We start from the raw sequence: 19,725 nt of genomic DNA, 5'->3' as shown, positions 1-19,725 counted from the left end.
GATTTTAGGGTTATTTTTAATTTCTGGAGCTTTAGTCGTTCTTCCGCAGTCTATTTCCTTTATGTTTTACGCTTTTAAAAGTGCAGAAATAATAGATGTGCTTTCTGTTAGTGCTATAAATTTAATTCTATTAGTTATTTATTGTTTATTAATTTGGGTCTGTATATATAAAACATCCTGGATTATTGATAAATTAAAACTTGATAAAGGTTTTGAAACAGAAAATATTGAGCTAAATTTTGACTCGACTAAAATAATTTCTATTGCTATAATTGTGATTGGAGGTTTACTATTTATTGATAATATTCCAATTTTATTGAAGGATTTTTTTACCTTTTTTCAGCAGAAAGTTCTTTTCAAAGATTATCCAAAATCTGGCTGGATTATTTTTTCTTTTTGTAAAGTAATAATTGGTTATTTATTGATGACCAATAGTTTTGGAATTGCAAAATTGATCGAAAAACAGAAATAATTTAAGCTTTTATGTTTAGCCAATTCCGAAATAAATTCCCTTTAACTGATGAAAAATGGCTGGAATACACCAGTTATTTCAATCGTATTGAAGTGGCCTCAAAAACAACTCTTTTAGAAGAAGGTGAAATTTCAAAAAAGCTTTTTTTAATTGAAAAAGGCTGCATTAGAGTTTGGTTCAATAATAACGGAAAAGATTTAACGACTCAGTTCTTTTTCGAAAATAAGAGCGTTGCTTCTATCGAAAGTTTCATAAAAAAAATGCCAAGTCCGGTGGTTGTTGAAACTATAGAACCTTCAGTTATTTGGTGGATTCATAAAAAAGATCTGGATAAAATCCTGGAAGAGATTAAAGAAATTCCGGAATTAAGAGATCATTTAATCGATATGCTTTTTAATCGCACTTTCGATTATATGAAGTATTTTGTTTCTTTTATAAAGGACTCTCCTACTCAGCGTTATCTTAATTTAATTGAAGAGAGACCTCAAATTATTCAGCGTGTTCCGCAGCATTATATTGCTTCTTATCTTGGCGTAACTACAGTTCATTTAAGCCGAATCAAAAGTAAACTGGTTCGTAAGAAATAATTTTATTACACCATAATATCTTCACCATATAAGTTACATAAGAAATTATAAGCTAAACTTAAATTAACTTATATGACTTATATGGTTTAAAAAAATATTTGATAACAAATGTTATCGTCTGCCCCTAACCCACTCTGTAATTTTGCTTCATAAAATTTAATAATTATGAAAGCAGCAGTGATTTATGAAAAAGGCGAATTGCCAAAATATGCAGAATTTGCAGAACCAATTGTACAAAACGAAAATGAAGTTTTAATTTCGGTTAAAGCCGTTGCGATTACCAATCTTGATAAAGGAATCGTAAGCGGAAACCATTATTCATCAGAAAATGAAAATCAAAACGGAACAGTAATTGGCAGTGACGCGGTCGGTATTTTAGACAACGGGACACGAGTTTATGCCCGTGGCATTAACGGAACCATTGCCGAAAAAGCCCTCGTGGAAAAAAACAGAATGATTCCGTTGCCTGAAGGAATAAGTGATGCTAAAGCCGCATCAATGCCCAATGCTGTGGCAGGTTCAGCCATGGCGTTGAGATTTAGAGCGCAAATACAACCCGGAGAAACGGTTTTGATCAACGGAGCGACTGGTTTTACAGGTCAAATGGCGATTCAGATTGCGAAACATTATGGTGCAAAAAAGATAATTGTAACCGGAAGAAACGAAAAAACACTTCAAAGTCTTTTAGCAATTGGCGCCGACGAAATTATCTCTCTAAAACAAGATGATGAAGCTATCGTTGCGCAACTTAAAGCAATTCAGGAAAATACACCTATTGATATTATTCTGGATTATTTGTGGGGATATTCAGCAGAATTAATTCTTTCTTTTTTAAAAGGAAAAGGAAACTTTACGCATAGAGTACGTTATATTTCTATTGGTGCGATGTCTGGTGATACCATACAGTTATCTGCTTCAATTTTACGAAGTGTAGATCTTCAATTGTCAGGTTCGGGATTAGGAAGCTGGACTAAAGAAGAAGTAAAATTATTATTTTCCGAAATACTTCCTGAAATGTTTCTTTTAGCCGCTCAAAACAATTTACAGGTAAATATTGAAACGGTAAATTTAGCAGATATCGAAAAAGCCTGGAATAATGATGTTCCGGATGGTAAACGATTGGTGGTTATGGTTTAAAGGTTAAAGTTGCTGAATTGATCGCGGATGAAACGGATTACTAAAGCAAAACGCGGATAGAAACGGATTATTTTCCTGATTTTAAAGGTTTGAAATAATTTATCCCGTAGGGATTTCATGTTGGTAGAGAGGTGAAAAAAAACATTCTTTTGTCCTGTTAGGGACTACACGTTTCGGATTTATTTTGTCCCTAACGGGACAAATGCTTACAACATTAATTGATTGCTACCAATATGAAATCCCTACGGGATAAAAATAAAACTCGGGTTATAGGTAACAATTTGTAAAAAAAAAGATTTGATAAGAATTACTCTCATCAAACCTTTTCTATTAAAATAGCTGTAAAAATTTACTCTTTAGACAACATCAATTCTTTGATATATTTTACCGGAGCGCTTCCAAAACTTAGGAATTTCTCATGGAATTTTTTCAGGTTGAATTTATCTCCTTCTTTCTTTTTAAGTTCTTCTCTAAGGTTATAAATTTCAGTATATCCTGTAAAATAAGAACATAATTGTACTTGAGATAAAGTTACACGTCTCCATTTTCCATCAGCTTCTGCTTGTTGCTGGAAAGCTTCTTTGGTCAATAGATCGATTGCAGCTTCTTTTGACATGTTTTTAGTGTGAACGCTAATGTCAAGAATTGTGTTGCAAGTAGCTCTTAAATTCCATTTGTAGTACATCAACCACATTTCGTCAGAATTTTTATAACCGCTTTCTAACATCATTTTCTCAGCATAAACAGCCCATCCTTCAACCATAGCACCATTTCCTAAGATCGATTTAATAATACTTGGCGATTGATTGCTGTAAACTAATTGTGTGTAATGTCCAGGAACTGCTTCGTGAATATTCAGAATCTGAAGGATATAATCGTTGTATTCTCTTAAATAACTTTCAGCATTCTCAGCAGTCCATCCTGTCATACTTCCTACGTTATAGTAGGTATTGGCATTTTTATCATAAGGTCCGGGTGCGGAGATAGATGCTCCTGCAACCCCTGCCATATAAGCTGGTTCTTTACGCACTACAAGTGGTTTCGACGGATCGATGTATAATAAATCTTTTGCTTTTACATACGCTGTTAATTCCGGAATTTGTTTCTCAATTTCAGATTGAAATTTCTCCGGAGTTGTGTGCTGTAAAGAAATTTTATCAATAACTTGTTTGATTAACTCCAGTTTATTTGTTGGTTTTGCTTCGGTTCCTTTGTATTTCGTCCAAAGTTTATCAGCCAAAATAAACATTTTATCGTGTAAGTCTTTTTTGTGGTCGTTTGCTACTTTAAAAATCTCATCAGCAGTATAGCTTGACTGGATATCAAAATTGAATTTTTTAGCATATAATGCAGATCCTAATCTAAAAGAACGTGGCGTTTTGTTCGGTAAGTTTTTTAGCCAGTCAGCGTAATCTGTAATTGCTTTTTTAGCTGTTTTTGCTTTGTCAAGCATTTCTTCTTTCTCAGCTTCGCTTAATTTACTTTGTTTTAAAGCAGTAGCTAAATCCGTATCAAAAACAGATGAACCACCTAAATTTTGAGCTATTGCAAGCTCAGTATGCTCAACAGTTGGATTTTTGATGTTCTTTTTTGCAGCTTCATAATAAGCCGGAACATTGTTCATTTTAGCATTGAAAGCACGCAAACGAACTTCTAATGAATCATATTTTCCGTTTAAAATCTCAGCAAATGATCCGCATACATTGTATTCAGAAGGATTCCACTCAGATGATTTTAATTCTTTTATACTAAAAATAGTAGCTTCAAGCTGATTTTTAATCATTTGAAAATCGGTCTTGTTATTGTCAGACAAATTTTCAATATTGTATTGTTTTAAAGAATCTAATTGTGCGTTGACAAAATCAAGCTGTATTTTTTCTTCGTTAGCATCCGGAATAGATAAAATACTGTCGTATTTATGATATCCAACACCAGAAGCCCAACCCGGATTAATTTTCCATAAAGAGGTTACAAAACCATCTTTGTACTTGTCAAATTTCCCATCTAAAGCTTTATCTTCGTTAGACTTACCACTCTTATTACAGGAAAAAAGAAGCGAAATCGCAAAAATTGAAACAAATAGTTTTTTCATAAGTTAATTTTTTAATGGTTTAAAGATAAAAAAAATGTTCTTTCTGCAAAACTATTTGCTATTTGTAATTAATATTTCAATAAATCTGATAAAACTTCCTCGAAACGATTTTTAGGTAAAAACTGATCTTCTAGTGCTTTTGTAAATGGAATTGGAGAGTCTAAACTTGCTACTCTTTTTACCGGAGCATCCAGAGATTCAAAGCATTCCTCCATAATTAAGGCCGAAATATCACTTGCAATTCCACCAAATAAAGTGTCTTCCTGATAAATAATTACTTTTCCTGTCTTTTTAACCGAAGCAAAAATAGTATCGATATCCAAAGGCTGTAAAGTTCTTAAATCGATTAAATCAGCTTCGATTTCAGGATTATTGGTCAATGTTTCTAATGCCCAATGTACAGCAGCACCAAAAGCAATAATGGTAACTTTATTTCCTTCTTTCAATAAAGCCGCTTTTCCTAACGGAATCGTATAATAATCAACCGGAACATCCTGATAAACGCTGCGATATAATTGTTTATGTTCGAAAAATAAAACGGGATTCGGGTCATTTATCGAAGTATTCAACAAGCCTTTTGCATCATAAGGAAAAGCCGGATAAACGACTTTTAAGCCTGGAGTTTTGGTAAACCAGGCTTCGTTAGTTTGTGAGTGAAATGGCCCGGCCTGAGTTCCGCCGCCGCAAGGCATACGCACGACAACATCAGCTTTTTCGCCCCAGCGATAATGTGATTTTGCGAGTAAATTTACAATTGGATTAAATCCTGTAGAAACAAAATCGGCAAATTGCATTTCGACAATTGCTTTATAACCATTAACGGATAATCCCATTCCGGCAGAAACAACGGCACTTTCGCAAATTGGAGTATTGCGTACACGGCCTTTTCCAAATAACTCTACAAAACCATCTGTAATTTTAAATGCGCCTCCGTATTCAGCAATATCCTGCCCCATAATTACAAGATTATTATGGCGCAACATCGATTGCTCTAAACTGTTCCTGATAGCATCTATAAAACGAACATTTTTTATTTCTTCGGATGGATTAACTTCATCATATTGATATGGTTTGTAAACATCATCTAATTCTCCACTATAAGTTGGTATAATTTCAGGTTCGGCATTTGCAATGGCTAAATTTTCGTCGATTTCCTGTTTGATTTCAGCATGTAACTGCTCGTCAAATTCGGTGGTTAGAACACCAATTCCTGTTAAATAATCTCTGTAATTGCTTACTGGATCTTTGGCAGCCCATTCGTCCATTAATTCCTGCGGAACGTATTTTGTGCCACTCGCCTCTTCGTGACCGCGCATTCTAAAGGTTTTAAATTCTAATAAAACCGGATGCGGATTTTCCTGCATCTGTTCTTTTAGCTGGGATAATTTATTATAAACTTCCAGAATATTGTTTCCATCAATAATATAACTGTCAATACCGTAACCAATTCCTTTATCTGCTAAATTTTCGCAGGCATATTGTTCGTTTGTAGGGGTCGAAAGGCCGTAACCATTATTTTCGATGATAAACATTACAGGCAATTTCCAGACAGCAGCAATATTTAAAGCTTCATGAAAATCCCCTTCGCTTGTAGCGCCTTCTCCTGTAAAAACAGCGGTAACTTTTTTATTGTTCTGAAGTTTATCGGCTAAAGCGATTCCGTCTGCGATCCCTAATTGCGGGCCAAGATGCGAAATCATCCCTATAATTTTATATTCCTGAGTACCAAAGTGAAAGCTTCGATCCCTGCCTTTTGTAAAACCATTTGCTTTTCCTTGCCATTGCGAGAATAATCGGTGTAACGGAATATTTCTGGTGGTAAAAACGCCCAGATTTCGGTGCATTGGCAATACATATTCAGACTCATCTAAAACAGCGGTAACCCCTACTGCAATTGCCTCCTGCCCTATTCCGGAGAACCATTTAGAAACTTTTCCCTGCCGAATCAGGATGAGCATCTTTTCTTCGATCAAACGAGGTTTAAGAATTTTTTTATATAAATCTAATAATTGAGCATCAGTAAGGTTTTGTCTGTAAAAGATCATTTGGTTCTTGGTTTTAGTGTTTCAAATATAGAAAAATATAACAATTTTATTGATTTTTGTTATAATTTTTTAATTTTAATATAACTTTTAAAATTCAAATCTAAAATATTCTCTACCTTTGTGACTAGAAGGTTTACAACGCCTTTTATCCTATTAAATAAAAATGTAAAGTATGCAAAACATTCCTAGTGTAGACTTACGTGATTTCCTTTCGGACGACCCGAAACGTAAACAAAAATTTGTAAATGAAATCGGCAGTGCATTTGAAAACATTGGCTTTGTAGCCCTAAAAGGTCACTTTTTAGATGATCAGTTAGTAGACGAGCTTTATGGCGAAATTAGAAAATTTTTCGCTTTGCCAGTAGAAACTAAGCATAATTATGAGATTCCCGGAATTGGCGGGCAAAGAGGTTATGTATCTTTTGGAAAAGAACATGCTAAAGGACGTAAAGAGGGAGATTTGAAAGAATTCTGGCATTTTGGTCAGTATGTTGATGCATCTTCTAAGTATGCTTCAGAGTATCCTGATAATGTTGAAGTAAAAGAACTACCTCGTTTTAATGTTGTAGGTAAAGAAGCGTATCAAATGCTTGAAAAAACAGGTGTTTACGTATTAAGAGCTTTGGCTTTACATTTAGGTCTAGATGAGTTTTATTTTGACCAATATGCAAAAGAAGGAAACTCTATTTTAAGACCAATTCATTACCCACCAATTACTTCTGAGCCGGAAAACGCTATTCGCGCCGCTGCTCACGGAGATATTAATCTGATTACCCTTTTGATGGGTGCTCAGGGTAAAGGATTACAGGTTCAGAATCACGATGGCGAATGGATTGATGCTATCGCTGAAGACGATCAATTGGTTATTAATGTGGGAGATATGTTGTCAAGACATACGAATAACAAACTAAAATCTACCATTCATCAGGTGGTAAATCCACCAAGAGAATTATGGGGAACTTCACGTTATTCTATTCCGTTTTTTATGCATCCTGTTAGCGATATGCGTCTGGATTGTTTAGAGAACTGTATCGATGTTGAAAATCCTAAAAAATTCGAAGATATTACTGCGGGAGACTATTTGTACGAACGTTTAGTAGATTTGGGATTGATTAAAAAATAAACTTAAATAAATTCCAATATTAAAATTCCAAATTCCAACATTATGATTGGGATTTGGAATTTAATTTTTACAAACTAAAACTATTTAAATTTATTTTTTAGCATAAAAAATTTATGGACTTACAAGATCAATTAAAAAACTTATTCCCGGATCACGTAGAATCAAACGAACCTGAAGAAGTTCAGGAGCAGGATCATGTGCTTTATATTCAAAAAGAGCCTATGATTTGTAAATTCGAAAAGCGAAAAGGAAAAGCCACCACCATTATTGAAGGTTACCAAGGATCTGACGAAGATTTTAAAATTCTGGCCAAAGAAATTAAAACAAAATTAAGTGTTGGCGGAACTTTTAAAGATGCTTCGATTATTATTCAGGGCGATTATCGTGATAAAATAATGGAAATCCTGAAAGCAAAGGGATTTAAAACAAAAAGAGTTGGGGGGTGATAATTTTAGATTATTGATTTTAGATTTTAGATTGAATAAAAAAAATAACCGGAAAGCACGCAAAGAATTATAAATGAAGTTTTTTTTGCAAAAAGGCTAAGAATGCAAAGCTTTGTCTTTTCAATTTTAGGTTGTTGAGATTTGATTTTTTTAAATTATAATTTCAGATATGTAAAACCTTAGAACCTTTGCCGCTTTGCAACTTTGAACCTTAAAGAAAAAAAATCTGTGACAATCTGTTCAATCCGTTAAAACCGTGGGCAAAAAAACATCCCCAAAAGAAAACCTCAGAACCTCAGAACCTTTGAACCTTTGTCACTTTGAACCTTAAAGAAAAAATATGATACAAAATTCAGAATTAATACTTAATCCAGACGGAAGCGTTTATCACTTAAACTTACTTCCGGAGCATATAGCAAACGATATAATTTTTGTTGGAGACCAAAACAGAGTGGAGAAAATTACTCAGTTTTTTGATTCGATTGAATTTTCGACGCAAAAAAGAGAATTTAAAACCCAGACGGGAATTTATAAAGGCAAAAGGATATCTGTAATGTCAACCGGAATTGGTCCTGACAATATTGATATTGTGGTAAACGAATTAGATGCTTTGGTAAACATCGATTTAAAAACACGTCAGCCAAAAGAAGAGCTTACTTCTTTGAATATTATAAGAATTGGAACTTCAGGTTCTTTACAGGCTGATATTCCTGTCGATAGTTTTGTAATGTCAAAATTCGGATTGGGACTGGACAATATGCTTCGCTCCTACCTGATCGATGAAGTTGCTAATGCTGCTATTGAGGATGCTTTTATACATCACACTACTTGGGATATTAAAAAAGGAAGACCTTATGCAATTGCATGTTCTGAAAAATTAGAAAAAATAATTGAATCAGATAAAATATTTAAAGGTATTACTGCAACTGCTGGTGGTTTTTACGGGCCGCAAGGGCGTGTATTGCGTTTGAATATTCAGGACGAAGAATTAAACAGTAAAATGGATAATTTTAGTTTTAATGACGAAAGAATCACTAATTTAGAGATGGAAACGGCTGCGATATATGGACTTTCTGCGCTTTTAGGACATAATGCATTGTCATTGAATGCTATTATTGCCAACCGTGCAACGGGAACTTTTAGTGAAGATCCGTACAAAGCAGTTGATGAATTGATTACATATACGTTGAATAAACTGGCTCAGCAGTAATTAGCGAATTAGTCAATTAGAAAATGAGATAATTTATGGAAGACGCTATTCTTAAATTTGAAAGATTATTGAATGAGAATGTCAATTATTTTCCAACGATAAGCAGTGAGATTTTAGAAGCTAAAATATCTGGAAAATGGTCTAAAAAAGAAATTTTAGGCCATTTGACAGATTCAGCTATTCATAATCTGGTGCGTTTTACAGAAATAAATTATGTAGAAAAACCTTATCAGCACAGGCCATATAACCAAATAGATTTAGTAAATTTAAATCAATATCAAACAATGGATATTGATGAATTGACACAATTGTGGTTTGTGATCAACAAACAGATTATCAGAATTATGAAATCTGTTGATAATGAGGCTTTAGATTATAAAATTGTTTTGAGTGATGGATCGATTATTGATTTAAAATTTCTGATGACTGATTACGTAACTCATTTAGAACACCACATAAACCAAATTAGATAATGGCAGAAACGCATAAAAAGATATTGTTTAAATATTATAGTACTTATCTGGAAGAAATTGTTTCAGAGACCATGTGGGCAGAAATTAAAGATCTGGAGAAGGGATATTTTAAATTAGATAACATCCCATTTTTTGGGCCTTTGATTGCAACTGACGATATTTTTCGTGCAGAATATGATGAAGATGAAAAAACGCTGATACACAGGGAAACAATAGAAAATTCCGGTAATTCGATCGTTCAGGTTTTAATCTTAGAAGAAGGATTTGACAAGGAAATAATCAGAGGAAAATTAAAAGCAATCAATTGTATATCAGAAGGTTTGAATGATACTTTTTTTGCAGTTGAAATTGTCAAAAATGTTGACTATTCGATTGTAAAAAGCTTATTAGATGAATATGAGTCAAATTCGATAATAGAATTTGCAGAACCTTGCCTTTCTGAAAAACACAGAACAGATTTGTTGAAAAATTAGATAATATTTCAATATGATAATTAGATAATTAGAAAAAAACTAAACTTAGAATACGCTTACCAAACTTAAACTTAAACTAAAATGAAAACTGTAAAAATTGTAGGTGTCCCGGAACACTTCAATTTGCCATGGCATTTATGCATCGAAAATGGCGAATTTGAAGCAGAAAACATAGATTTACAATGGAAAAACATTCCTGAAGGAACCGGTAAAATGTGTCAGATGCTTCGTGATGGCGAAGCGGATATTGCCGTAATCTTAACCGAAGGAATTGTAAAAGATATTGTTGCCGGAAATCCAAGTAAAATTGTGCAGGTGTATGTACAATCGCCTTTGATCTGGGGAATTCATGTTGCTGCAAAATCAGATTTTCATACTGTAAAAGATCTTAAGGATAAAAAAGTAGCGATTTCAAGAATAGGTTCAGGATCTCAGTTAATGGCGTATGTGAATGCACATGACAATGGCTGGAAAACGGATAACCTACAATTTGAAATTATCAATACCATCGACGGAGCTGTTGATGCCCTGACAAAAGGAACTGCAGATTACTTTATGTGGGAGCGTTTTATGACCAAACCACTTGTGGATCAGGGAATTTTCAGAAGGGTTGGCGACTGCCCTACTCCATGGCCATCATTTGTGATTACCGTTCGTGATGAATTCTTAAAAAAGAACCCAAAAATTGTCGAGAAAATATTAGAAATAATAAACAAAACAACCCACGATTTTACTCAGATTCCAAATATAGACAAAACATTATCAGAGCTTTTCAATCAAAAAATTGAAGATATTCAGGAATGGCTGAAACTGACTCAATGGTCTCAGAAGAATTTAAGTGAAAAATCATTCATAAAAATTCAAAATCAGTTATTTGATCTGGGAATTATTGATAAAAAAAGTACTTTTGTTGAAACGGTAAAAGCGCTTTAAATACTTGCTTTTTGAATTCTTATGATAAAATTCCCTAAAATTGACTTTCCGCAATTAAAATCCAAACTACAGGTGAAATCTCCCTGGGACAGGATTATTATTATGCTGTTGAGTCTTTTGATTACGATCCCGATTTTTATCATACTGCATCAAAACCTGATCGATTTAGAGTGGGCTTTTAATCTCGATCGTGTATTTATCTTCATATTTGTTTTTGCTGCCATTTTCTTTCTGTTAATGTACCTTCGAACCATAATACTTTTATGTATAGCATTGTATTTATTGGTTTTAATTTACGGAAGTGTTATAGGGAATTATGGTTTTAGCGAAATCTCCGAAGATTATAATTCGATGATTTATACCATGTCTGATAATCCTTTTCCGCAGGATATTATTGTGGCAAAGCTTCTTCCGTTTCCTAATAAATCAAAAATCATCAATGCCATCGAGTATCAGAATCCAAAGGTTCGAAATTTCGCTATAATGGCTACGACAAAGCATTTTAAAGGCATAAAAGGATATTCTGATTACAGAACCATTATTCAGTGTTTTGCTGTGTTTAAAGAGATTAATAGCCGCTGGAATTATGTAAACGATCCCAAAGAAGGCGATTATATTGCTACGGCGAGCGAATCATTAGAATATTTTTCGGGTGATTGTGATGACCATTCTATTTTAATGGCTGCTGCGATTCGATCTATTGGCGGAACTCCAAGGCTAATTCATACTAAAGGACATATTTATCCCGAAATCCTGATTGGTTCTATGATCGATCTGGAAAAGGTCAATTATTTAATCAAGAATGTACTTTTTGTAAAAGAAAGTTACGGTAAAAAGATTCATTATCATATCGATGAACGCGGTCAGGTCTGGATGAACCTTGATTATACTGCCAAATATCCTGGTGGACCATTTATGTACGAAGAAATCTTGGGGGCGTTGACTTTGAAATAGTTTTTTTTGAGGTTCAAAGGGACAAAGTGGCAAAGGTTTAAAGGTTTTCTGTAGAGACGAATATTTTTTGCCCGAAGATTTGGAGGATTGAACGGGTTTGACACGGATTTTTTTTAATTCTAATCGCAAATTTTCGGTATTAAATTCCAAATTTCAGGTTCCTGAAAATCCAAATCTCAGATTTTCTAATAACACCAGTTTTAACGTAGGACGCGTAGCAATGCGTCTTATACCTGACGTAAAGGCACTGCTTTGAGTCTCTACAATGGATACGGGTGATGTGGTAATGCGTTGCGATCTTTGCATTTTATAAAAAATTATATTTATAATTCCTTTGCTCCCGATAGCTATCGCGGGATTGCGGTTAAATTATTTTCTAATCTAAATTCTAAAATCCGCAATCTAAATACTATTTTGTAAGTTTAATTACTTATTAATTTGTAAATATTTGATTTTTAGATTTTTAATTAAAAATAATTTTGTAATTTTCTCTTGTCTAACTTTAATCACAAAATCATGAGAAAATCTAACTTATTTATCTTCGCAATTGCATTATTAGCAGTATTAATGATTTCATGCCATAAAGGTCGCAATAAACTGGTAAACTCTTGGAAAATCACTGCTGTTGAACCTAAAATACCGCTTTCTGATTCTTTAAAAAATGTGATTCTGACTAACGGAACGCTGACTTTTACAGAAGATGGTCACGTAACAGGATATTTACAAAATGAAATAAATAATGGTACTTTTGCATTGACAAAAGGCGGAAAGAGCTTAGTGATAAAAGATGAAACGGGAACCCCATATCCTTGTGAAAGCATTATAACAGATGATCAACTGATATTAGACAGCAAAGAGATGAAAATTACACTCAAAAAAATATAAACTGAGTTTTTATAATTATAAAAACCACTCTGTAATAACTGCAGCGTGGTTTTTTTATTTTAGAGCGAACGTATCATTCTTTGAATGTTTTAAATTGAATCATTTTATTAATTTCTTCTTTTTTTAGTAGAAATAAAACGCAAATTGTATCTTTGCCATCTTAAATAAACGCAGTATTTTATGTGAAAAATAATTTCTTTCAGGCAATTTAAAGAGTAAACGGCAATCGCGGTTACTCTATTTATTCATCTTTATAGAAAGAAATTATGCTTACTCTACAAAACATTTCATATAAACACAACAACAGTGATTTATTGTTTGACAATATTAGTTTTACAGTAAATAATCAGGAAAAAATAGCGCTAATTGGTAATAACGGAGTAGGAAAATCGACCTTGTTAAAAATCATTGCGGGCGAATTACAGCCATCAAACGGAGATTTAAGAGTGAATTCTGAACCTTATTACATTCCGCAAATTTTTGGACAATACAATCATTTTACAATTTCCGAAGCTTTACGCGTTCATGATAAGCTCAATGCTTTTAAAGAAATTCTGGATGGGAATGTTACTGAAGAAAATCTGACTGTCCTAAATGATGACTGGACTATTGAGGAACGTTGCAACAATGCGTTAAAGTATTGGCAATTATCTGATCTGGATTTGACCCAAAAAATTGAAAACTTAAGCGGAGGACAAAAAACAAAAGTTTTCCTGGCGGGTATTTTAATTCACGAACCGGAATTGGTTTTGCTTGATGAACCCAGTAATCATCTTGACAAAGCAACAAGAGAATTGTTGTATCACTTTATTACCTCTACAAACAGTAGTTTAATTATTGTAAGTCATGATCGAAAACTGCTCAATCTTTTAAATATCGTATACGAACTAAGTAAACGCGGGATTACTATTTATGGTGGGAATTACGATTTTTATGCTGAGCAGAAACAAGTTGAAAATAATGCTTTAAACCAGGATTTACAAAGTAAAGAGAAAGCCTTGAAAAAAGCCAAAGAAAAAGAACGTGAAACTCTGGAAAGGCAGCAAAAACTGGATGCAAGAGGCAAAAAGAAACAGGAAAAATCGGGTGTTGCACGTATTATGATGAATACATTGCGTAATAACGCCGAAAATAGTTCTTCGAAACTCAAAAGTGTTCATGTAGAAAAAATAGATGGTATTTCGAAAGAATTACGTGAACTACGCTCTGCCCTGCCCGATATCGATCAGATGAAATTTGGCTTTGATGATTCGGTTTTACACAAAGGCAAGATTCTTTTTAAGGCAAATGCCCTTAACTTTAGCTATAAAGAGGAATTACTTTGGAAGAAAGATTTAAGTGTAGAAATCACAAGCGGAGAAAGAATTGCGCTTAATGGAAAGAACGGATCAGGTAAAACCACCCTTATTAAAATTATATTAGGAAAATTGACCCCAAAGTCGGGAACGGTGTATACTGCAGAGAATAAATCGGTTTATATCGATCAGGATTATTCCCTTATTAATAATAAACTCAAAGTTTACGATCAGGCACAGCAATTTAATGCTTCGGGCTTAGAAGAACATGAGATCAAAATGAGGTTAAATCGCTTTTTATTCGATAAAGAATACTGGGATAAACCTTGTAGTGCTTTAAGTGGAGGCGAAAAAATGCGATTGATGCTTTGTTGCTTAACGATTAAAAACGAATCGCCAGACATCATCATATTAGACGAACCTACAAATAATCTGGATATTCAGAATGTTGAAATCCTTACTGCAGCCATCAATGAATATCAGGGAACACTAATTGTGGTTTCTCATGATGAGTCTTTTCTGGAAGAAATTAATACAGAAAGAACTATTGTACTTTAAAGGCTGTCAATTTTCATGAAACCTTTCAGGATCAGAGAATTTTGAAAGGTTTTTAAACAATAAAAAATAAATTTTACAGCAGGGAAATATCTAGTATTTAAAATTATATTTACAGTGTTTAATTAGTACTTATAATTTAAAAATCGATGAAAAACGCACTAATTCTGGTTTATTTTATGATCACCTGTAATGTCTCAGGGCAAATATATGATGTTGTTGCTGAAGATGATACGCGAAATGGAAATGGTTATTACACTACCTATTCTGTTGCACTGGAAAGAGCTAATGATGTAAAAACGTTGGATATAGAAAAATCAGATGCAAATGATTTTTTAAGAAGTAAAACTTATTTTCCGAATCTGGTCAATTTAAATCTTCATTTTTCTAAAGGTGTTTCTCAATCAAGAGATTTTGAGAATTTTGCCAATTTAGAAACCATTACTATTAGTTACTCCTGGTATCTGAGTTCGCTTCCTTCAAACTTTACAGCACTAAAAGCCTTAAAAAAAGTCTATATCTATAATTGTGGATTATCAGTATTACCAGAACTTTTTTTTTCAAACCCTACCCTACAATCGGTTGGCATTTGCGGAAATAAATTAACTAAATTACCTGTCATTCCTGTAAACAATGAGATACAATACCTTAATATTGGTTACAACGAAATAACACAATTACCTGCAAGTTTCGAAAATTTAAAAAAAATAAAAATTCTTTCTTTGAAAGGTTTACCAATCGAGACTTTTCCTGAAGAAATTCTAAAACTTACTGAACTTGAAAGTTTAGAATTAACCAAAACAAAAATTGCAGTTCTGCCAAAAGAGATTGCCAAACTAAAAAATCTACAGAATTTGTATCTCGTTGGCATGAATTTGAGATCAATTCCATCTGGTTTAAAGAAATCAAAACTAACTAACGTTTGGATCTCTGAAGATGATTTGAGTGAAAAAGAGAAAAATGACATAACCAATTCTTTACCAAAAGAGTGTAAAATTGAATGGACATCTAAAGAAAGCCAACTTTTGGATATAAATGAAAAATGTTTTTGCGAAAGATAAAAACTAGAAAGAACAGCCTTTTAAAGCCTCTGAAGTCTAATAAACTTTAGGGGTTTTTTATTCTAATCACTTTCAAAAATAATTCATTTTTAAATGTTTTTATTTTAAGTAGTTGACTATTAGTAAATAAAAGCTGTTTAAAATTTGCGCAGTCAAATAACTGCATTATATTTGCAGTCAAATAACTGCACAATGGAAATTCGTAGAGATGTATTTCAGGCCATAGCCGACCCTACCCGCAGGGCAATATTAAGTTTAGTTGCGATACAAGCGATGACACCCGGTGTTATAGCAGAAAATTTCGATTCGTCACGACAGACGATTTCAAAACATATTCAGATCCTTACAGAATGTGAATTGCTGAGTCAGCATCAAAATGGTAGGGAAATTTATTATCTCACCAATGCGAAAAAAATGAAAGAAGTAGCAGATTTTATTGAACCTTTTCGCCAAATGTGGGACGATCGATTTAATAAATTAGAAAGTATAATGAAAAACTACAAACCTAAACAATAAACTACTATGGAATTAAAAACAAAAATTAATGCCAAAGATGGTCAGCAGGATCTTGTAATTACAAGAGAATTTGATCTTCCGTTAGAATTGCTTTTCAAAGCGTATACCGAGCCTGAAATTGTAGCGCAATGGATGAGTACAAAAGTACTTAAACTCGAAAATAAGAAATATGGCGGTTATCAGTTTGAGACAAGTGATCCTCGCGGTAATGTTGTGTTTAAAGCCAATGGAGTAATTCATGAATATAGTCCAAATGAGAGAATTACACGAACATTTGAAATGGAGAACTCCCCTTTTGCCGCTCAGCTTGAATTTTTAGATTTCGAATCAGTTTCTGAGGAAACGAGTAAACTGACGATGCATGTTATTTATAAATCAGTCGATCTTAGGGATCAAATGTTAAAATTGCCTTTTGCACAAGGAATTAATATGGCACACAACAAATTACAGGATATCGTAAACCAACTAAAATAAAACATCATGACAAAAAGAAATAAAATTATCTATTGGATTGCTACTCTTTGGCTTGCATTAGGAATGACAGCAACCGGAGTAGTACAATTACTAAAAATGAAAGAAGAAGTAGATATGATGAACGATTTGGGGTATCCACTCTATTTTTTGACCATTCTTGGAATTTGGAAAATATTAGGCGTAATCGCTGTATTAATTCCTAAATTTACTTTACTGAAAGAATGGGCTTACGCAGGATTCTTTTTTGCAATGTCAGGCGCTATTTTTTCTCATTTGGCCTGTGGCGATCCTCTTATAGCTCTTTTTGGGCCAACATTGTTACTTATATTAACAATTGTGTCCTGGTATTTTAGACCTCTGGAAAGAAAACTTATTTCGGTTCAATCATAAAATAAAAGTTATGAAAAATAAATTATCAACAGATCAGCAAGAAGAATTGCTTGCTGTTTTAGAAGCTCGTTTCGAAAAGAATATGCAACGTCATAAAGGTATCGAATGGAATAAAGTACTGGCAAAACTACAAGCCCATCCGGATAAATTATGGTCGCTGGATGAAATGGAAAGAACGGAAGGAGAACCGGATGTAATTGGTTACGATAAAAAAACAGATGAATATATTTTTTATGATTGTGCAGCCGAAAGTCCTAAAGGCCGCAGGAGTATTTGTTACGACCACGAAGCTTTAGAAAAAAGAAAGGAAAACAAACCTGCAGACAGCGCTATAAATATGGCGGACGAAATAGGAATTAAAATCCTTAATGAAGAACAATACAAAGAACTGCAGCGACTGGGTAAATTTGACAGTAAAACCTCGAGCTGGATCGAAACACCTTCTGATATAAGGAAATTAGGTGGCGCTCTTTTCTCTGATCTTCGCTACAATACTGTTTTTGTGTATCATAACGGAGCAGATTCTTATTATGCTGCAAGAGGTTTTCGCGGATCGTTGCGTGTTTAATTCATTTAAAATAAAATGTTATGAATCCTAAAGTTGATTTTTATTTTGATGAAGCCAAAAAATGGCAAAATGAACAAGAAGAATTGCGCGAAATTGCATTAGAATGTCAGTTAACTGAGGAACTAAAATGGGGAACTCCCTGTTATACTCTTCAAAACAATAATATTGTGTTAATACACTCATTCAAAGACTATTGTGCCTTTTTATTTTTTAAGGGCGCTTTGTTAAGCGATACCGATGGGATTTTGATACAGCAATCTAAAAATGTTCAGGCGGCCAGGCAAATCAGATGTACGAATCTTCAGGAAATTAAAGATCAAAAATCTGTTCTAAAAACATACATTTACCAGGCTATTGAGGTTGAAAAAGCGGGTCTAAAAGTGAAGTTAAAGAAAACAAAAGAATTTGAAGTCGCAGAAGAATTTCAAAAGAAATTAGACCAGGATTCAAAATTAGATGCTGCATTCAAAGCTTTAACTCCCGGAAGCCAAAGAGCTTATTTACTGCGTTTTTCGTCTCCAAAACAATCCAAAACCACAGAATCAAGAGTGGAGAAAGCTATTGATCAGATTTTGGAAGGAAAGGGACTGAATGACGATTTTAAAATAAAATAAATATATTAACCCAAATAATCTATAATTAATGATACTAGCCTTCGATACGTACTACTATGACGGAAAAGCAAAGACAGTCTGCCTTGAATTTACAGAATGGAATCAAAGTGACAATTTCAAAATTCACACCGAAATCATCGAGAATGTCGAAGAATATATTCCCGGAGAATTTTATAAAAGAGAATTACCTTGCGTTATGAGTCTGCTGAATAAGATTGATTTAAATAACATTGAAGCCATTATTGTGGATGGTTTTGTGTATTTAGATGATGAAAAGAAATATGGTTTGGGTGGGCGTTTATACGAAAAATTAGATAGTAAAATTCCGATTATTGGTGTTGCAAAAACAAATTTTGCCGCCATCGAAAAACACAAACGTGCTCTTTTGAGAGGTGACAGCAAAAAGCCTTTGTATGTTACGGCTATTGGTATTGCATTAGACGATGCTTTCGAAAAAGTAGCAAGCATGGCCGGAGAATTTAGATTTCCAACCTTGTTAAAAGAACTGGATCGATTGACTAAGGAGTTGTAATAATGTAAAATTAAATAATTGTTTTAATAGTATGATTATAGAATGTTATAAATTATTAAAAGAAATAGAAAAAAGGCCAGCTATGTGGACTGGCGAGGCAGATCTTAAAAGTATAAAAAACTTTGTTTCGGGTTATTATCAAGTGCTTATAGATAATAAAATTGTTCCTGAAAATATCAACGAACCATTTTTTGATTGGGTTGCAGATAAATTAGGCTATTTTGAATCAACTGCAGGATGGGCGAATATGATTTTAGCTTACAGTATAGGGTTTGAACCAGAAAGTATAATTTGGGAAGAAGTATTTAATCATAATATTACCAAAGAACAGCATCTGAGGTCATTACAAATATTTTATGAGCTTGTTGAACAATTCAAAGATGAATTTGAAAGTAATAAAGATTAAATAGTTACTGAATTATGTTTTAATTAATTTATTAAATTTGATATAAACTAAAACAAGTATCATGCAAGATTCAGATAACCAAATAAATGCTCTTTCAAATGATAAAGTACCAAAAGTAACAGGAATTGGAGGCATTTTCTTCTTTTCAGAAAATCAACAGGAAATGAAAGAATGGTATGCCAAAAACTTAGGTTTTGAAGTGAATGAATGGGGGGCGACTTTTGAATCCAGAGATTTTAATAATCCTGAGAAGATAAATTCTGTACAATGGAGTCCTTTCAAGAAAGATGATGAATACTTCTCCCCTTCTAAAAAAGATTTTATGATCAACTATACGGTTCAGAATATTGAAGGTTTTGTCAATCAACTCAAGGAAAATGGCGTAACTTTATTGGGTGAGATTGCAACGTATGATTATGGCAAATTTGTACATATTATGGATGCAGAAGGCAATAAAATAGAGCTTTGGGAACCAATCTAAAAT

23 protein-coding genes are annotated in these 19,725 nt (G+C 33.3%); 21 read left to right on the top strand and 2 right to left on the bottom strand.

Annotated elements, in window-relative coordinates:
* Positions 1-61 precede the first annotated feature (61 nt).
* From GIY83_RS08160 to GIY83_RS08150, 3 genes are all read left to right on the top strand, one after another.
* Positions 62-472 carry a hypothetical protein gene (locus tag GIY83_RS08160; protein ID WP_208686248.1) on the top strand — a complete coding sequence of 137 codons (411 nt, stop codon included), beginning with the start codon at positions 62-64 and terminating at the stop codon, positions 470-472.
* Between the two features lie 11 nt (positions 473-483).
* Positions 484-1,059, top strand: a complete 576-nt coding sequence (locus tag GIY83_RS08155) for a Crp/Fnr family transcriptional regulator (RefSeq protein ID WP_194614594.1) — start codon at positions 484-486, stop codon at positions 1,057-1,059.
* 165 nt (positions 1,060-1,224) lie between these two features.
* Positions 1,225-2,196: a zinc-binding alcohol dehydrogenase family protein gene (locus GIY83_RS08150; RefSeq protein WP_208686246.1), complete on the top strand. Its 972-nt coding sequence runs from the start codon at positions 1,225-1,227 to the stop codon at positions 2,194-2,196.
* 349 nt (positions 2,197-2,545) lie between these two features.
* On the opposite strand, the gene GIY83_RS08145 is transcribed toward GIY83_RS08150, so the two are convergent.
* On the bottom strand, positions 2,546-4,288 hold the full coding sequence (locus GIY83_RS08145; protein WP_194614592.1) for a DUF885 domain-containing protein: 1,743 nt from the start codon (positions 4,286-4,288) through the stop codon (positions 2,546-2,548).
* Positions 4,289-4,356: 68 nt separating this feature from the next.
* Positions 4,357-6,333, bottom strand: a complete 1,977-nt coding sequence (locus tag GIY83_RS08140) for a thiamine pyrophosphate-dependent enzyme (protein WP_194614591.1) — start codon at positions 6,331-6,333, stop codon at positions 4,357-4,359.
* Between the two features lie 172 nt (positions 6,334-6,505).
* On the opposite strand from GIY83_RS08140, the gene GIY83_RS08135 reads away from it, so the two are divergent.
* From GIY83_RS08135 to GIY83_RS08050, 18 genes are all read left to right on the top strand, one after another.
* A complete protein-coding gene (locus GIY83_RS08135; protein ID WP_208686244.1) occupies positions 6,506-7,456 on the top strand; it encodes an isopenicillin N synthase family oxygenase in 951 nt (316 codons plus the stop codon).
* A gap of 113 nt (positions 7,457-7,569) precedes the next feature.
* Entirely contained in the window at positions 7,570-7,902 is a 333-nt protein-coding gene (locus tag GIY83_RS08130; RefSeq protein WP_194614589.1) for a translation initiation factor, read from the top strand.
* Between the two features lie 340 nt (positions 7,903-8,242).
* Positions 8,243-9,112: a nucleoside phosphorylase gene (locus GIY83_RS08125; protein ID WP_194614588.1), complete on the top strand. Its 870-nt coding sequence runs from the start codon at positions 8,243-8,245 to the stop codon at positions 9,110-9,112.
* 35 nt (positions 9,113-9,147) lie between these two features.
* Positions 9,148-9,585, top strand: coding sequence for a DinB family protein (locus GIY83_RS08120; RefSeq protein WP_208686242.1), 438 nt, complete (start codon positions 9,148-9,150; stop codon positions 9,583-9,585).
* The gene (locus GIY83_RS08115; RefSeq protein WP_194614586.1) at positions 9,585-10,058 is read left to right on the top strand and encodes a DUF4265 domain-containing protein; all 474 of its coding nucleotides are present in this window, start codon (positions 9,585-9,587) and stop codon (positions 10,056-10,058) included. The genes GIY83_RS08120 and GIY83_RS08115 overlap by 1 nt, the downstream gene beginning before the upstream one ends.
* Before the next feature lie 81 nt (positions 10,059-10,139).
* Positions 10,140-10,991, top strand: a complete 852-nt coding sequence (locus GIY83_RS08110) for a substrate-binding domain-containing protein (RefSeq protein WP_194614585.1) — start codon at positions 10,140-10,142, stop codon at positions 10,989-10,991.
* Positions 10,992-11,012: 21 nt separating this feature from the next.
* Entirely contained in the window at positions 11,013-11,945 is a 933-nt protein-coding gene (locus tag GIY83_RS08105; RefSeq protein ID WP_194614584.1) for a transglutaminase, read from the top strand.
* Between the two features lie 516 nt (positions 11,946-12,461).
* Positions 12,462-12,830: a hypothetical protein gene (locus GIY83_RS08100; protein WP_194614583.1), complete on the top strand. Its 369-nt coding sequence runs from the start codon at positions 12,462-12,464 to the stop codon at positions 12,828-12,830.
* Positions 12,831-13,096: 266 nt separating this feature from the next.
* Positions 13,097-14,683 carry a ribosomal protection-like ABC-F family protein gene (gene abc-f / locus GIY83_RS08095; protein ID WP_208686240.1) on the top strand — a complete coding sequence of 529 codons (1,587 nt, stop codon included), beginning with the start codon at positions 13,097-13,099 and terminating at the stop codon, positions 14,681-14,683.
* A 146-nt stretch (positions 14,684-14,829) separates the two neighbouring features.
* Positions 14,830-15,741, top strand: a complete 912-nt coding sequence (locus GIY83_RS08090; protein ID WP_208686237.1) for a leucine-rich repeat domain-containing protein — start codon at positions 14,830-14,832, stop codon at positions 15,739-15,741.
* Positions 15,742-15,933: 192 nt separating this feature from the next.
* Positions 15,934-16,257, top strand: a complete 324-nt coding sequence (locus GIY83_RS08085) for a helix-turn-helix transcriptional regulator (RefSeq protein WP_194614580.1) — start codon at positions 15,934-15,936, stop codon at positions 16,255-16,257.
* Between the two features lie 6 nt (positions 16,258-16,263).
* Complete coding sequence (locus GIY83_RS08080) at positions 16,264-16,731, top strand: SRPBCC domain-containing protein (protein ID WP_208686235.1); 468 nt, start codon at positions 16,264-16,266, stop codon at positions 16,729-16,731.
* A 6-nt stretch (positions 16,732-16,737) separates the two neighbouring features.
* Positions 16,738-17,121 carry a DoxX family protein gene (locus GIY83_RS08075; protein WP_208686233.1) on the top strand — a complete coding sequence of 128 codons (384 nt, stop codon included), beginning with the start codon at positions 16,738-16,740 and terminating at the stop codon, positions 17,119-17,121.
* 10 nt (positions 17,122-17,131) lie between these two features.
* Positions 17,132-17,689: a DUF4256 domain-containing protein gene (locus GIY83_RS08070; RefSeq protein WP_208686231.1), complete on the top strand. Its 558-nt coding sequence runs from the start codon at positions 17,132-17,134 to the stop codon at positions 17,687-17,689.
* A 20-nt stretch (positions 17,690-17,709) separates the two neighbouring features.
* Complete coding sequence (locus GIY83_RS08065) at positions 17,710-18,303, top strand: YdeI family protein (protein WP_208686228.1); 594 nt, start codon at positions 17,710-17,712, stop codon at positions 18,301-18,303.
* A gap of 28 nt (positions 18,304-18,331) precedes the next feature.
* A complete protein-coding gene (locus GIY83_RS08060; RefSeq protein ID WP_194614575.1) occupies positions 18,332-18,835 on the top strand; it encodes an endonuclease V in 504 nt (167 codons plus the stop codon).
* Positions 18,836-18,866: 31 nt separating this feature from the next.
* Entirely contained in the window at positions 18,867-19,241 is a 375-nt protein-coding gene (locus tag GIY83_RS08055) for a hypothetical protein (protein WP_208686226.1), read from the top strand.
* 61 nt (positions 19,242-19,302) lie between these two features.
* On the top strand, positions 19,303-19,722 hold the full coding sequence (locus tag GIY83_RS08050) for a VOC family protein (protein WP_194614573.1): 420 nt from the start codon (positions 19,303-19,305) through the stop codon (positions 19,720-19,722).
* The last annotated feature ends 3 nt before the right edge of the window (positions 19,723-19,725 follow it).

The sequence above is a fragment of the Flavobacterium sp. SLB02 genome (assembly GCF_009664855.1).
Taxonomy (GTDB): Bacteria; Bacteroidota; Bacteroidia; order Flavobacteriales; family Flavobacteriaceae; genus Flavobacterium.
This window is presented reverse-complemented; position numbering and strand designations above follow the sequence as displayed.

Bases quoted from the DNA above. Each gene is read 5' to 3' on its own strand.
- GIY83_RS08160 (WP_208686248.1), top strand. From the start codon at position 62: ATGTTTTACGCTTTTAAAAGTGCAGAAATAATAGATGTGCTTTCTGTT.
- GIY83_RS08155 (WP_194614594.1), top strand. From the start codon at position 484: ATGTTTAGCCAATTCCGAAATAAATTCCCTTTAACTGATGAAAAATGG.
- GIY83_RS08150 (WP_208686246.1), top strand. From the start codon at position 1,225: ATGAAAGCAGCAGTGATTTATGAAAAAGGCGAATTGCCAAAATATGCA.
- GIY83_RS08145 (WP_194614592.1), bottom strand. From the start codon at position 4,288: ATGAAAAAACTATTTGTTTCAATTTTTGCGATTTCGCTTCTTTTTTCC.
- GIY83_RS08140 (WP_194614591.1), bottom strand. From the start codon at position 6,333: ATGATCTTTTACAGACAAAACCTTACTGATGCTCAATTATTAGATTTA.
- GIY83_RS08135 (WP_208686244.1), top strand. From the start codon at position 6,506: ATGCAAAACATTCCTAGTGTAGACTTACGTGATTTCCTTTCGGACGAC.
- GIY83_RS08130 (WP_194614589.1), top strand. From the start codon at position 7,570: ATGGACTTACAAGATCAATTAAAAAACTTATTCCCGGATCACGTAGAA.
- GIY83_RS08125 (WP_194614588.1), top strand. From the start codon at position 8,243: ATGATACAAAATTCAGAATTAATACTTAATCCAGACGGAAGCGTTTAT.
- GIY83_RS08120 (WP_208686242.1), top strand. From the start codon at position 9,148: ATGGAAGACGCTATTCTTAAATTTGAAAGATTATTGAATGAGAATGTC.
- GIY83_RS08115 (WP_194614586.1), top strand. From the start codon at position 9,585: ATGGCAGAAACGCATAAAAAGATATTGTTTAAATATTATAGTACTTAT.
- GIY83_RS08110 (WP_194614585.1), top strand. From the start codon at position 10,140: ATGAAAACTGTAAAAATTGTAGGTGTCCCGGAACACTTCAATTTGCCA.
- GIY83_RS08105 (WP_194614584.1), top strand. From the start codon at position 11,013: ATGATAAAATTCCCTAAAATTGACTTTCCGCAATTAAAATCCAAACTA.
- GIY83_RS08100 (WP_194614583.1), top strand. From the start codon at position 12,462: ATGAGAAAATCTAACTTATTTATCTTCGCAATTGCATTATTAGCAGTA.
- abc-f (WP_208686240.1), top strand. From the start codon at position 13,097: ATGCTTACTCTACAAAACATTTCATATAAACACAACAACAGTGATTTA.
- GIY83_RS08090 (WP_208686237.1), top strand. From the start codon at position 14,830: ATGAAAAACGCACTAATTCTGGTTTATTTTATGATCACCTGTAATGTC.
- GIY83_RS08085 (WP_194614580.1), top strand. From the start codon at position 15,934: ATGGAAATTCGTAGAGATGTATTTCAGGCCATAGCCGACCCTACCCGC.
- GIY83_RS08080 (WP_208686235.1), top strand. From the start codon at position 16,264: ATGGAATTAAAAACAAAAATTAATGCCAAAGATGGTCAGCAGGATCTT.
- GIY83_RS08075 (WP_208686233.1), top strand. From the start codon at position 16,738: ATGACAAAAAGAAATAAAATTATCTATTGGATTGCTACTCTTTGGCTT.
- GIY83_RS08070 (WP_208686231.1), top strand. From the start codon at position 17,132: ATGAAAAATAAATTATCAACAGATCAGCAAGAAGAATTGCTTGCTGTT.
- GIY83_RS08065 (WP_208686228.1), top strand. From the start codon at position 17,710: ATGAATCCTAAAGTTGATTTTTATTTTGATGAAGCCAAAAAATGGCAA.
- GIY83_RS08060 (WP_194614575.1), top strand. From the start codon at position 18,332: ATGATACTAGCCTTCGATACGTACTACTATGACGGAAAAGCAAAGACA.
- GIY83_RS08055 (WP_208686226.1), top strand. From the start codon at position 18,867: ATGATTATAGAATGTTATAAATTATTAAAAGAAATAGAAAAAAGGCCA.
- GIY83_RS08050 (WP_194614573.1), top strand. From the start codon at position 19,303: ATGCAAGATTCAGATAACCAAATAAATGCTCTTTCAAATGATAAAGTA.